At 67.2% G+C, this 13,717-nt stretch carries 11 protein-coding genes; 5 read left to right on the top strand and 6 right to left on the bottom strand.

Features of this window, described 5'->3' with window-relative positions; genetic code table 11:
* Positions 1-264: 264 nt before the first annotated feature.
* From PO883_RS12200 to PO883_RS12185, 4 genes are all read right to left on the bottom strand, one after another.
* Positions 265-1,410: a glycosyltransferase family 9 protein gene (locus PO883_RS12200; protein WP_289310004.1), complete on the bottom strand. Its 1,146-nt coding sequence runs from the start codon at positions 1,408-1,410 to the stop codon at positions 265-267.
* Positions 1,407-2,213: a glycosyltransferase family 2 protein gene (locus PO883_RS12195; protein WP_167086126.1), complete on the bottom strand. Its 807-nt coding sequence runs from the start codon at positions 2,211-2,213 to the stop codon at positions 1,407-1,409. Before PO883_RS12195 ends, PO883_RS12200 begins: the two co-directional genes overlap by 4 nt.
* Positions 2,210-2,839 carry a DUF4254 domain-containing protein gene (locus PO883_RS12190; RefSeq protein ID WP_289310003.1) on the bottom strand — a complete coding sequence of 210 codons (630 nt, stop codon included), beginning with the start codon at positions 2,837-2,839 and terminating at the stop codon, positions 2,210-2,212. Before PO883_RS12190 ends, PO883_RS12195 begins: the two co-directional genes overlap by 4 nt.
* A 211-nt stretch (positions 2,840-3,050) precedes the next feature.
* Positions 3,051-4,271 (bottom strand): alanine--glyoxylate aminotransferase family protein, encoded by a 1,221-nt coding sequence (locus tag PO883_RS12185; protein WP_289310002.1) that lies wholly within the window; start codon positions 4,269-4,271, stop codon positions 3,051-3,053.
* Positions 4,272-5,053: 782 nt separating this feature from the next.
* Here PO883_RS12185 and PO883_RS12180 point away from each other — a divergent pair.
* Positions 5,054-6,412, top strand: coding sequence for an NAD(P)/FAD-dependent oxidoreductase (locus tag PO883_RS12180; RefSeq protein ID WP_289310001.1), 1,359 nt, complete (start codon positions 5,054-5,056; stop codon positions 6,410-6,412).
* Here PO883_RS12180 and PO883_RS35105 read toward each other — a convergent pair.
* Complete coding sequence (locus PO883_RS35105) at positions 6,400-6,537, bottom strand: pentapeptide repeat-containing protein (RefSeq protein ID WP_373890055.1); 138 nt, start codon at positions 6,535-6,537, stop codon at positions 6,400-6,402. The genes PO883_RS12180 and PO883_RS35105 overlap by 13 nt on opposite strands.
* A gap of 196 nt (positions 6,538-6,733) precedes the next feature.
* On the opposite strand from PO883_RS35105, the gene PO883_RS12175 reads away from it, so the two are divergent.
* Entirely contained in the window at positions 6,734-10,063 is a 3,330-nt protein-coding gene (locus PO883_RS12175) for a DEAD/DEAH box helicase (protein ID WP_289310000.1), read from the top strand.
* Between the two features lie 275 nt (positions 10,064-10,338).
* Entirely contained in the window at positions 10,339-10,872 is a 534-nt protein-coding gene (locus PO883_RS12170; protein ID WP_289309999.1) for an isochorismatase family protein, read from the top strand.
* An 8-nt stretch (positions 10,873-10,880) separates the two neighbouring features.
* Here the strand turns inward: PO883_RS12170 and PO883_RS12165 are convergent, their stop codons facing one another.
* A complete protein-coding gene (locus PO883_RS12165; RefSeq protein WP_289309998.1) occupies positions 10,881-11,738 on the bottom strand; it encodes a DUF2306 domain-containing protein in 858 nt (285 codons plus the stop codon).
* Positions 11,739-11,880: 142 nt separating this feature from the next.
* On the opposite strand from PO883_RS12165, the gene PO883_RS12160 reads away from it, so the two are divergent.
* Both PO883_RS12160 and PO883_RS12155 read left to right on the top strand, forming a co-directional pair.
* Positions 11,881-12,936 (top strand): sensor histidine kinase, encoded by a 1,056-nt coding sequence (locus PO883_RS12160; protein WP_289309997.1) that lies wholly within the window; start codon positions 11,881-11,883, stop codon positions 12,934-12,936.
* Positions 12,933-13,703 (top strand): LytTR family DNA-binding domain-containing protein, encoded by a 771-nt coding sequence (locus PO883_RS12155; RefSeq protein WP_289309996.1) that lies wholly within the window; start codon positions 12,933-12,935, stop codon positions 13,701-13,703. The genes PO883_RS12160 and PO883_RS12155 overlap by 4 nt, the downstream gene beginning before the upstream one ends.
* Positions 13,704-13,717 lie beyond the last annotated feature (14 nt).

Below are 13,717 nucleotides of genomic sequence, written 5' to 3'. Positions count from 1 at the left end.
CGTCGTCGTTCCCCCTACCTCCTCGTTCCCCTGCCTCGTCGGGCAGCCCCTGCCTCGTAGCTCCTGCTGGCTCGCCGTTCGCGAGCTCGTCGTTCCCGCGCAGGCGGGAACGCATGCGTCCCCCCCAATTTCGTACCGTAACTGGCGGCTCGACAAACTTGGGTTGCCGTGGGGGCGCCTAGCCCTGCGCGGGAAGTCGTTTCTGCCAGTGGCAGGAACGACGGGGGGGAGGGGGGGTGAAGGCCGAGGTAGCGAACAGCGGCGTTAGTTGCGGATATGCGAATCTTGAATCCGGCGGCCAACGCTGCTTGAGTCCACGCCACGCGCACCCGCGCCGCATCCCTCTCGCAGCAGCCCCAGCGCCAGCGCATTGACTTCATCCTGCCTTACGTCATCGACAAAACTCGCATCATGCGCGCAGCGCGTCCGGATGTTTTCCTCGCCGCAAACCGGACAGTGCACGCGCAGCGATACCGCCGCGCGATGGCCATGCTGCCGCAGCGGCCCGGATTCGATCAGGTTGGTCAGCCAGTAAATCCCCACGGCAGGCGTGCCGATCGCCAGCGCCAGGTGCAGCGGGCCGGTATCGTTCGATACCACCAGCGCGCTGCCCGCCAGAATCCCGCACAAGGCTCCCAGCGATGCCTTGCCGCTCAGATCGATCGCCGGGTGGCGCATCGCCCCGATAAGCTCCCTCACCAGCGGCGCTTCCTCCGCCGTCCCGTTGACCGCCACCCGCGCTCCTGCCCGCACCAGCACATCGGCCAGCGCCGCGAAACGCCGGACCGGCCAGCGCCGGCGCGCATCGCTCGCCCCCGGTTGCAGCAACACCAGCGGGCGGTCGCGCGCGGGCGGCAGCAGGCGCGCCGCCTGGGCCAGGTCGTCCCCGGTGACATCGAGCTCGCGCCGCATCGGCCACGCCGCCGCACCGGCCAGCGCCGCCACTTCCAGCAATTGCAGGCGCCGGTTGACCAAGCCTTCATGGCGCACATTACGGTCGAGCGGCTCGGCGTCGCTGGCGCACATCCCCACCGCCAGGCGCGCACCGAGGCGCCGGATGAACGGGTTGGCGTGGCGTCCGCCGCCGAACAGCTGGATGGCAAGATCGACCCCGCTCATGCGCAGGTTTTCCACAAACGCTTCGACAGCGAACGGATCGGCATCGTCCGGCCCGCCCACGCCCATGCCGGGATACGGCGGCATGATCGCGACGGCATCGACCGGCCCCGGCCGCCCTTGCAGAAACGCCGCATGCCACGCCAGGCCGATGTACAACAACTGCGCGTCCGGATAACTGTGCCTGAGCGCGTGCAAGGCCGGCAGGCAGAACAGAAAATCGCCCAGCGCGTTCGGACGCAGCACGACGATGTTGCGCACCCGGGCCAGCCGCGCGTGCTGCCCGCCCTTCACAGCAACACCCTGGGCGCATCGACCCGGCGCGAGAGCACGGTGGTCGGCAATTCCATATGGTAGGCGCCGGACGGCACGATGCCGCAGCCGCCCGAGCGTGCCATCACGCGCAGTTGTGCCAGCACATCCTCGCCGCAATGCTCCGGCGGCAGCTCGGTCCAGAAATCGAAGCCGCCGGCGGCGCGCAGTTTGGCCGTATCGAACAGCACGCAGCCGCCGATCCAGGCAACCCGATACGGCCGCGTTGCCTCGCGCCCGATGCCCAGTTGCGCCTGCACGTGGAACAGATTGGCCGCGCTGTGCAAGTGGTGCCTTTCCCAGGCGCGGCTGCCGGGCGCGACCAGTTCCGGTTCGACCTGCCCATCCCAGAACTCGATGGCTTGCTGGTGCGGCCGGCAGTCATGCCGGTGACTGAGGCCGTGCAGGGCGCTGCCGACAAAGCCGCAGCGCTGCTGGCGCAGGGTGTGCGCCAGGCGCTCGATCAGGTCGCTTTCGATGATGACGTCATCGTCGAGAAACAGGCACCACGGCGCCGCAGCCTGCGCCAGCAAAAAGGCGCGCTGTTCGGCCATGCCGCGCCTTGGCAGATGGCGCCGCAGGTCCACCGGCAGCCCGCGCGCGGCCAGGTAGCGCAGCACGGCGCGCACCTCGGCGCTGGCGGCGGCGCCATCGCCATCGGACTGGTCGGACACCACGATGCGCAGATTGCGCGCCGTTTGCGATGCCAGCGCCGTCAGCGTCACGGCCAGCGCCGCCGCCCGATTGCAGGTCGGTATCAGGACATCGATGCGCTCGTCGCTCATGGCGCGGCCCCGCCGCAGTCGCGGCCCGGCGCCGCCCCGTACAGCCAGGGATTGAGCGCGGGGTCGTTGTACATCTTGAACTGGCGGTAGACCTTGAAGTAGGCTTGCCCGCTGGCGACTTCGGCCAGCAGGCGGTCGAGGCAGCAGGCCAGGTCGTGCCGCTGCTGCACCAGGCGCTGCAGCCTGGCCAGGCAGGTGTTCACGTGCTCCGCGCCGGCCTCGGTGCGCCCGGCCTGCACGCGCATGTGGAACACCTTGAGCGCGAGGATGGACAGGCGGTCGACCATGGCGCCCGCCGTCTCGCTGCTCAGGCGCGCGCCGGGCCGGGGCGGCATGCCGGCCAGCTGCGCGAGCAGGGCTTCGTCGAGCGCTTCGTCGAGCGCTTCGACGGCATCGTTGCGCAGCTGGTTGTGGCGGTCGATCAGGCGCTTGCTGGCGGCAATGGCGGCGCTGCCGGCATCAGGACGGCGGGCGCGGTCTTCTTCATCCCACAGCAGGCGGTTGTGACAGTGATTGGCCTCGACCCAGCGCCAGACCACGTGGCCGGCCGGGGCCGGCAAGCGGGCATCGTCCAGCTGCGCGTCGTGCCACCGCAACAACGATACGGCATTGAACTCCTTGAGCATGGCCACTCTCCCCGGGTGTGCATCCGGCTGCCAGCGCAACCGTGTACAGCTTGGAGCACGAAAGCGTGCGCGAAGTTCCCGTGACCGTTCAATCGGTGTCGCCGGGCCCCTTGAACGCGCCGCGCGCGGCACCTGCCTTCGCGCCGGCGCCGCCTGGCGTTGGCGGCCCGGGCGCCCGGGTTGGCCGGACAGCTCGCGCCGGATCGCGCTATCAGCTGGCCGGCTGCGCGATCGCATGGCGCGACAGCGAGCGTTCCAGTTCGGCCATGCCGGCCGGCAGGTCGAGGCTGGCGCCGCCGGCCTGCATGCTGGAACCGAAGGCGTGCAGCGTGCGGAACAGGTTGTGCGCGCGGCTCTGCTCGCCCATCTGGCCGATGCGCAGGATGTTCAGGCCGAACGCGCCCGAAATTTCCACCTTGTGCACGCGCGACATGTGCGCCCGCACCACGTCGGACGAAACATGATCGGGCGTGACGATGCCGATCACCGAATTGAGCCGGTGCTGCTTGGGCACCAGCAATTCCAGCCCCAGCGCTTCGATCCCGGCCTGCAGCGCTTCCGAGCATTGCTGGTGGCGCGCGAAGCGGCGCGGCAGGGTTTCGGCGCACACCAGGCGCAGCGCTTCGTGCAGGGCCAGGATGCCCGATACCGGCGCCGTGTAGTGATACGACTTCTGGTTCCAGAACTGGTCGGCCAACTGGGCGTCCAGGCACCAGTGATAGGGCTGGTGGCTGCGCGTGGCAATTTTTTTGGCCCAGGCATGTTCCGAGAATGCCAGCAGCGACACGCCGGGAATCGAGGACAAGCCTTTCTGCCCGCCCGTGATCACCGCGTCGACCTGCCAGGCATCCATGTCGAGCGCCATCGTGCTCAGGGTGCAGACGGCGTCGACGATCACCAGGCAGCCGTGCGCGTGCGCCATGCGGGCGATCCCGCCCAGGCTGTGGTTGCACACCGTGTTCGAGGTTTCGCCCTGCACCAGGGTAATGGCGGCATAGTTGCCCTTGGCCAGTTCGCGCTGCACCAGCTCGACGCTCGCGCTTTCATTGTTGTCGATGTGCAGCAGGGTCGGCTCGCCGCGCACGCGGCTGACCATCTCGGCCATGCGCTTGCTGAAATAGCCGTTGCAGATGCATAAAACCCGGTCGCCCGGATGGACCAGGTTGGCGATCGCCATTTCCATCGCCGCCGAACCAGGCCCGCCGACCCCCATCACGTGCGAGGAACTGGTCTGGAACACGTAGCGCCCCATCTCCTTCACCTGCGCGATCACCTGGTTCATGGTGTCGCCGAGGTGGTTGATGACGATCGAATTGGCGGCCGCCACGGCGGGCGGAATCGGCACCGGGCCCGCGCCCATCATCAACAAGGGTTCGTCCGGCAGGATGTGTTCTAGCGGAACTATCTCGGGAACGCGGATTGCCTCAACCATTCAATGACTCCTCAAATTATGTGTACCGGATGTCAATCATAGCCTGCAATCGATTAACTAGTTTCCAGACCGCCATTTCCAGCCGATACGCTCCGGCAGCCGGATACGGATGGGCGTTTTTTTACCGCCACTCTGATCCAAATCAATAAGTCGTCGAATATGTGTCAATACAACCTTTTACTGTGCCATTTGGCATAGCGCGCCGCCGGGCGCCATTCCCATGCCGCATATTAAGGCGCACTCAGCTTAATAAACAGGCAAATGAATATGACAAGACCATGACAAATATGGTTTTTTTGCCATAACAATTAATGTTCAATTAATCATCAGGGGTTTTCTCGTCCATGCAACCAGGCTGGCGCGGCGGTCCCGGTGGGCGAGTAAATCGTGATCGAATTTTCAACATCTCAATTGGCGCAACAACAACACCCCCCGAAATAGAAGCGAAAACCAAACCTGTTTAAATTCAATTACTTAAGACATTTTCTTATGCGACGTAAATTGCCATTAGTAATGCCTGCGCAATATTGATTGACACTCTGATGCCAAATCGTTTTTAATCGCCCCGACGAAATAACAATATTTCGCAAAAGTGCCCAACCGGCATTAACTATGCGTTTCCGGCCGGCACAAAAAAGCCTGCCGTTTCATTTATCCGTCCTGCGAGTGGTGAAGACGATGTCCCTGATTCGATCTGTTGATGTGGTGTCCCGATCCTGGCAATTGGCGTTACCGGTCCCTTGCACTGTGTCGGGTAGCGCCGGGCGCGCGGAGCTGTGCCGGTGAGCGCCGCCCTGCCTACCTTCGCCGACCTGGCCGCGCGTGTCGCCGGCGGCGCACTGAACCGGCCGCGCATCGCCATCATCGGCGCCGGCAGCAGCGGCCTGGCCTGTGCCGCCGAGATGCTGCAGCGCGGCCTGGACCCGGTTTTGTTCGAGGCGCGCTCGCAGCCGGGCGGCCTGTGGGGCAAGGACCCGCTGTCGGCGATTTACCCGGACCTGGTCCAGAACGCGGCCGCGCAACTGCCGCTGTCGCGCCCCGAGACGGGCAGCTGGGCCGCCTACACCGAACAATGCCTCGACACGGTCAAGCGCCAGGGCCTGGCCTCGCGCATCTTCACCTCGACCAAGGTGCTGTGCGTGACGCCATCGCTCTATGCGGGCGGGGCCGACCTGCTGATCGCCAGCGCCGACCAGGCCGCCGCGCCCCTGCTGCGCCACTTCGAGCAAGTGGTGTACGCGGGCGGGCTGTACCACACGCCGCAATTGCCCGAGATCGCCGGAGCGGCCGACTTTGCGGGCCGCATCATCCACTCGTCCGACGTGCGCGACATCAGCCGCTTCGCCGGCCAGCGCGTACTGATCGTCGGTTTGGGCAATACCGCCATGGAGTGCGCGGCCAGGCTGTTTCCGGTGGCGCAGCAACTGGTGCTGTCGGGCCGCAGTCCGACCTGGCTGGTGCCGCGCATGATTCACGGCAACCCGATCGATGTGGCCACGCGCGCGCTCAAGGATGCCTACCGCCACAGCTACCAGGCCAGGCTGTGGGAAGCCTGCCGCTCGCACGGGGCGGTCGGCCATGCGGTCGACCCGTCCAGCCACGAAATCGATGTGGGGCGCCAGCGCATCACCGTCAGCGACGCCATGCTCGGTCCGGTACGCAGCGGCATGGTCCCGCTGCGCCCGGCGCTGGCGCAGGTAAGCGAGCGCCATGTCCATTTCGTCGATGGCAGCAGTTGCGAGGCCGACATCATCGTCTGCTGCACCGGCTACCAGAGCCAGGCTATCCTGGCCGAAGGCAGCGAAGTGCCGCAGCAGCTGGTCGGCAACGTGCTGCATGCGCGCTACCCCGGCCTGTGGTTCACCGGCGCGCCGGCGCTGTGGGGCAGCCCGGCCCCGATCGCCAAGAAGCAGGGCCGCCTGATCGCCCACGCGATCGCCACCGGCTGGAACCGCGACGACCTGTGCCAGGCGGTGCGCCCGCACGCCAATTACGACAAGGCCGCCACGCGCCTGCCGTTCGGCTTCGAGGTAGCCGACTTCAGCGGTTACGCGCACATGGTCGACCAGGCCAGCGCCAGCCCGGCCCCGGGCGACGCGCACGCGCCGCTGGCCGGCAACCCGGTCAACTACGCCGGGTAGGATAGCGCCCCGCTGGACAGCGCCGCGCCGGAGAACGCCGCGCCGCATAGCACCGCGCCGGAGAGTGCTGCGCCGGACAGCGCCCCGCCGGAGAGCGCTGCGCTGCGCCGCACAGCGCAGCGCATCCTCCGCAGATACGCGGCGCGGCGCGGCGCGGACCAGGATCCTGCTCCGCCGGCAGCGTGCGCCAATGTGAAATCAGCCCATGTTTTTGCGTCGGTGAAGTTACAATTCCGCCTTGTCAAATGATCGCCCGCACGGTCATGCAAGCTGGCTTCCCCGCGCGCTCACCCCGGGTAGCCATACTCCCGGAAGAATCCTATGCCTGCACAGTATGTCAACACGCTTCGATACTGGTTCGATGTCGAAGCGCTCATGTATCCGGATCTTCCCAAACCGGGCAAGCGGCCCGCCTTCTTCAGGCGCTACGACGAGAAGTTACCGTGGCTGCCCGCGCCCCGGGGCACGCTGGCGGACGACGCGCCGCATGGCCAGCACAAGTATTTCGTCTGGTTCGGCCTGGTCGAGAAAGGCGTGCTGGAGGCCGAACTGGTGGAGATGTTCCCGCTCGACGCGGCCGAAGAAAAATTCAGCGGCAACCACCTCCATCCGGCCAGGGGCAACACCTTCCTGTGCGCGATCGAAATTGCCTCGGATGGCCGGCCCAGCGTCGACACGCTGCAACTGGCCGCGTTCGCCGTTGCCTTCGCGGAAAAGAAAAACCGGACCCGGATCGGCTATGGCGCGACCCTGTTCGGCCTGAAGAACAAGCTGCACGAACTGGCCATGGGCAACCACGGCATTGCCGACGCCGACTGGTTCGAGCAGGTCACCGACTTCCTCATCAGCGAGCTGGACTGGAAACCGCGCACCCTGCTCGCGCGCGCCCAACTGTGCGCGCACGAGGTGGCGCTGGTCGACCGCCGCGGCAAGAAGTTTCCGCGCGAGCCGGAGCTGGACCCGGTCAACTCCTTCTACCTCGACGACCTCGAGCGCATGTTGCAGGACGCCGAACACGGCCCCGGCTCGGCCCAGATCCAGGCTTACCTCGACGGTCACGAAGGTGGCGATGCCCAACGCGACGGCGCCCGAGGTAGCGACGCCCGACGCGACGGCGCCCGACGTAGCGACGCCCGACGCGACGGCGCCCGACGCGACATCACCCGTCCCGGCGCGGTCAACGCCGCACTCGATCCGCGCCGTTTCCCGGTGGGACGCTGGCCGACCGAGTTCCCGCTGTTCCTGATGCAGCAGGTGGCCGTCAACATCGGCCTGGAAACCTTGGCCGAGGGCGGCATCTTCTCGGTCAACGGCCCGCCCGGCACCGGCAAGACCACCCTGCTGATGGACATCATCGCCGCCCGCGTGGTCGAGCGCGCCAGGATCCTGGTGCAATTCGCCAATCCCGAAACCGCGTTCGCGCGCGCGCCGCACCAGGTCGAGTATCCGGCCAACAGCAGCGGTGTCACCTACAAGGGCGCCTGCTTCCACCTCGATGAACGCCTGCTCGACACCGGCATCGTGGTCGCCAGCGAGAACAACAAGGCGGTCGAGAACATCACGCTCGACCTGCCCAGCATCAAGAAAGTGGCGCCGCAAGCGCTGCTGGTGGACGGCCAGCCATTCGACTATTTCGCCGCCAGCGCCGAAGCGATCCTCAACGAAGAAAAGAAAAAAGCGCCGGGCGAGGGGGACGAAGGCGAGGCCAGTGCGCCCGGGGACGACGCCGGCGACGAGCATGGCAAGATCCGCTGCTGGGGCTTGATTTCGGTCCCGCTCGGCAAAAAGGCGAACCGCAGCCTGGTGGCCAACCGCCTTGGCGCCTTCAAGGACTCTGGCCTGGCGAAACAGCTTGCCGGCGCCGGCGCCTCGCTCAACTGGGAAGCGGCGCGCACCCGCTTCAACGCGGCCGTGGCCGAGGTGGAAGCGATCCAGGCTGCGATCCTGGACTACGACGGCACGCTGCCGCAATGGAAGGCGGCGCGCGAGCTGTGTGCGGCCGCCGACGCCGCCGCAGCAGCGGCGCGCCGGCACAACGAGGAGGCCAAGGCGGCACTGGCCGCGCTCGATGCAGGCGGCGTCGGCAATGCGTCGGCCATCGCCACCAATCTGCGCGAACGCGAACTGCACGCTACCGAATGGCCCGCCTGGCGCCAGTTACTGGCACGCTTTTTCCGCAAGGCGGCATTCGCCGCATGCCAGGCGCGCCAGCAAGCATTGTCGGACGAGTACGACAGCCTGCGCGGCGAGCGCGCGCGCCTGACCGTGGCGCGCCTGGAAGCGCAAACCAGGGCCGGCACCTGCACCGGAAACTGGCAGGCGGCACAGGCCGATGCCGCCACGCGCGCCGCCGCGCTGCGCAGCGTGCGCCAGCGTCTCGACGCGCTCGCCGCCACGCTGGGCGAGGCCGCCTTCGACCCGGCCGCGTTTGCCGCGCTCCCGGTCGAGCAGCAGCAGAAGTCTCTGCCGCGCAGCAACGCCAGGTATCACGCGGCGCGCGCCACCGTGTTCGTCGCCGCCATGCAACTGCACAAGGCGTTCCTCAAGCATGCCGGCAAGCCATTCGAAACCAACTTCCGCCTGGCGCTGGCCATGCTGGCGCAGGAAGGCTACATCCAGCCGCACTTGCCGGCCATGGCGCGCCACTTGTGGGCCACCTTTTTCCTCGCCGTGCCGGTGGTGTCGAGCACATTCGCATCGGTATCGCGCTGCTTCGCCGACCTGGGCGAAGGAGACATCGGCCTGCTGCTGGTGGACGAAGCTGGCCAGGCGGTGCCCTCGCACGCGCTGGGCGCCATCTGGCGCTCGAAGCGCGCCCTGATCGTGGGCGACCCGCTGCAGGTCGAGCCGGTGATCACGATGGACAAGAAGCTCGACTACGGCATCCTGAGCTACCACCAGGCGCCGGCCGGGCACCAGCTGACCGCCTACTCGGCCCAGCACCTGGCCGACCGCGGCAACCGCTTCGGCGCGCATGTGGTGCAGTACGACGGCAGCGACCTGTGGGTCGGCGCACCGCTGCGGGTGCACCGGCGCTGCGCCGATCCGATGTTTTCGCTGTCGAACCAGATTGCCTACAACGCCAAGATGGTCTACGGCCCGGCGCGTGCCGAGGAAGAACAGGCGAGCGTGCTGCGGCCGCTGCTCGGTCCCTCGCGCTGGCACGACATCGCCGTGGGCGAGTTCGAGGAGCACTACAACGCACGCGAAGGCGCGCTGGCGGCCGACATCGTGGTGCGCTACGCCAGCAATGGCTGGGTCGGCAAGGCGCACGGCTTGCCGGACCTGTTCCTGATCTCGCCATTCAAATCGGTGGCGCAGGAGCTGACCGGCCTGCTGCGGGCACGCGCCGGCGAGTGGGCGGGCGACGCCGACGACGAAGCCATCGCCAAGTGGCTGCACGGGCACGTGGGCACGGTGCATACCTTCCAGGGCAAAGAGTGCGAAACGGTGGTGTTCGTCCTGGGTGGAAAGACCGACGGCGCGCGCAACTGGGCTGCCGGCCGGCCCAACATCATCAACGTCGCCGCGACCAGGGCCAAGCGGCGCCTGTACGTGATCGGCAACCGCCAGCAATGGTCGCGTACGCTGTTCGGCCGCCAACTGGCCGACGCCGTGCCCGTGCTTCCCCAACCGGGGTCTGACCTCTGACTAGCATCATTGTGTCTTTCCGAGCCGGAGTCTGACCTCCGATGTGACACATTTTTATTCCCACAAGCGCGACATGCCCGTCAGGCCGCTAATGCCGCGTCTTTTTGTTTCTCATCAGACCTTTGTTTCTAATCAGAGGTCAGACCCCGGTTGTAGGAATGCCGGTCGTCCGGATTCGCAAGCGCTGGTTACCAATCTCCGAACCGGATGCGGGTTGATCAGGGTGTCGTTTTCGATAACACTGGGCGCTTCTTCATTCACAACGCGCCGAACCCATGAACACACTCCTGATCATCGACATGCAGAACGCATGGCTGGACAATCCCGCCCAACCGTGTTTCGACACCGCCGGCGTGGTCGGACGCATCAATCACGCCGCCCGGCACATCCGGGCGCAGGGCGGCAAGGTGATCTTCGTGCAGCATGCGGATGCGCACGCCCGCATCGGCTCGGCGCCCTGGCAAGTGATCGCGGCGCTGGAAAAGCATGCCACCGACGGCACGCTGGACAAGCTGGCCGGCGACTCCTTCGCCGCGACCGACCTGGCGGCGCAGCTGGCGGCCAGCGCCACCTCCACCGTGTATGTCTGCGGTTTCGCCACGGAATTTTGCGTCGACACCGCCGTGCGCGCGGCGGCCTCGCGCGGATTGCGCGTGGTGGCCTTGTCGGATGCGCACACCACCGCCGACCGTCCGCACCTCGCCGCGCCGGCCATCATCGCGCACCATAACTGGGTGTGGTCAGGGTTGCCGGTGCCCGCCGACGCCTCGCTGACCGTGTGCACCACGGCACAGGCTTTCCCCGCCTGATCGCCACCTCACAGATGCGGCAGCCACAGGATCATCGCCGCCGCAGCCACCCCGGCGGCCGTGGCCGCGCTCAGCCCCAGCATGGCGACGGCCATGGCGCCGCGCGCCGCCACGTGCCCGCTCGCCTGTGCGCGCGCATACAGCTCCAGCACCGCAAGCGGCAGCAGGTACTGGGCAAACGACAGGAAGCTCAGGAACGGCCCCTGGAAGGTCACAGGATCGAATCCGGCCGGTCCGTGGTTGGCGACGATCCAGGCCATCAGGCCGATCCGGAAAAACCACACGCCGCTGACCGCCAGGAACAGGCGCAGCGCCCAGCGCCGGTGCAGGGCGACGCGGCCGGCGCGCGCATGGTGCACGGCCAGGGCCGCGCACAGCACGATCAGCACCGCGTTGCCGCTGATGCCCACGTGCTGCACCAGGCCGCCCACCGCGCCGCGCCACCAGACCATGTACAGGCCGACGACGCTGGACGCCAGCGCCAGCAGCACATACACGCGCCCGTTCCAGCGATGAAACGTGGGCGCCAGGCGGCGCAGCGGCGTCAATAACTGGAGCGCGCCGCCGATAGTAATGACGACCGCCGCCAGCAGGTGCAGGCCGATGGCGGCATTGCCGGCCGTGTCGCCGGCCACATACCCGCGTGGCATGACCTTGTTCCACTGCGCCAGGTCGCCGTGCGCCAGCGCACCGCCGTAAAACACCGCCACATACCAGGCGAACAGCAGTTGTCCCAGCACGGCCACGCCGAACCACAAGCGCGCCGACCACGCCAGCGCGGCATCGACCCTGGCGTGCCACGCGGCCGGGCCCGCCGTGGTTCCTGGCGCCGCGCGCGGCCTGCCCCCAGCAGTTTGCAAGTTCATGTGACTTCCTTTCATGTGATGTCGCCTGTGTCCACAGTAGAAGGATGCGGGCCGCCTGGCGAGGGCGCGCGCCGATCGGCGCGACCGGCGGCGGTTTTCCGGGCTTGAACGACGGTCGGCGAACGGTTATTGTGGCGGGATGATGAACGCGCCGCCACCTCCCCTGCCCTCGCGCCATCCGGCGCTGCCGACCGTGCGCCAGTCGCTGGTGGTGACGCTGGTCACGCTGCAGCTGACGTGGGTGCTGGCCACGCTGTCGTCGGGACCGTTTTTGTCGGTGCTGCTGCGCATCGGTTTCATCGCCATCGCCCTGCTGTTCACCTACACGGCGACCGGCGCGCTGCGCCAGCGCCTGCTGCCGTCGGCCCTGGCGCGGCTGCTGGCGGTGGCGCTGATGGCGCCGCTGGCCACGCTGGCCATTTTCCGGCTGACGGAACACAGGCCCGCCAAGCGCGAGCTGGTGTATGGCTACATCATGCTGGCCGTGGTCGCGCTGGTGGTCGGGATGCTGGTGACGCTGGTGGCGCTGCGCCTGGAACGCAAGGCGCGCGAGCGTGCCGCGCGCCTGCAGGCCGAACGCGAGCACCATACGCTGGAGCGCGAGCTGCTCGACACCCGCTTGCGCCTGCTGCAAGCCCAGATCGAGCCGCATTTCCTGTTCAATACGCTGGCCAATATCGCGGCGCTGGTCGAGGCCAAGTCCGACAATGCGGGGCCGGTGCTGCGCCATCTGATCGCCTACCTGAAGGCCGCGATGCCGCGCCTGAACGATGCCGACGCCACCCTCGACGCCGAACTGCAACTGGTGCGCGCCTATCTGGAACTGATGCATATGCGCATGCCCGACCGCCTGCAATTCAAAGTCGAGACGGCACCGGCGCTGAACGGCTTGCCATTCCCGGCGATGGCCTTGCTGACGCTGGTGGAAAACGCAGTGCGGCATGGCATCGATCCGAGCCTCGACGGCGGCTGCATCGAGGTCGGCGGCAAGCTCGATGCCGCCAGCGGCCGCGTCAGCCTGTGGGTCAGCGACACCGGCATGGGCATGTCGGAGCTCAGCCAGCCGGGCACCGGACTGACCAATGTGCGCACGCGCCTGCAAGCGTTTTACGGCACTGGCGCAAAGCTGGATTTACACGAACAGGCGCCGCACGGCTTGCACGTCGAACTGACCTTTCTCCCACGGAGCGCCACATGAAGCACCCGACCGCCCTGATCGCCGACGACGAACCGCTGCTGCGCGAGCACCTGCGCGCGCAACTGGCACGGCTGTGGCCGGAGCTGGAGATCGTGGCCGAGGCGCGCAACGGCAGCGAGGCGGTCGAACTGTTCGACCAGCATCAGCCGGCGATCGTATTTTTGGACGTGCACATGCCGGGCCTGAACGGCATCGAGGCGGCACGGGCCCTGGCGCGGCGGGCGCAGATCGTGTTCATCACCGCCTACGAGCAGTATGCGGTGCAGGCCTTCGAGCAGGGCGCCATCGATTACCTGGTCAAGCCGGTCGACGCGGCGCGCCTGGCCGACACGGTGCAACGTCTGCAGGAGCGGCTGGGGCGCGCGCCGGATGCCGGTGCGGCCTTCGACGCGGTGCTCGAGCGCATGGCCAGCGAACTGCGCCAGCGCAGCGGGACGCGCAACTGGTTGCAGTGGATCAAGGCGTCGGTCGGCAGCCGGGTGCGCCTGATTCCGGTCGGGCAGGTGGCCTTCATGCGCGCGGACGGCAAGTACACCTCGGTGGTGTGGGACGATGGCGAGGCGCTGATTCGCAAGAGCATCCGCGAACTGGGCGATGAACTAGATCCGGAGCGCTTCGTGCAGATTCACCGCTCGGTAATCGTCAATCTGCATTATGTGAGCGAAGTGGTGCGCGGGGTGAACGAGACGGCCGACCTGCACTTGCGCGATCGCGCGGAGGTACTGCCGGTCAGCCGGAGTTATCTGCACCATTTTCGGCAGATGTAGCTGTCGTACCAGCA

This window comes from Massilia sp. DJPM01 (genome assembly GCF_030348125.1).
Classification (GTDB): domain Bacteria; phylum Pseudomonadota; class Gammaproteobacteria; order Burkholderiales; family Burkholderiaceae_D; genus Telluria_A; species Telluria_A frigida.
This window is presented reverse-complemented; position numbering and strand designations above follow the sequence as displayed.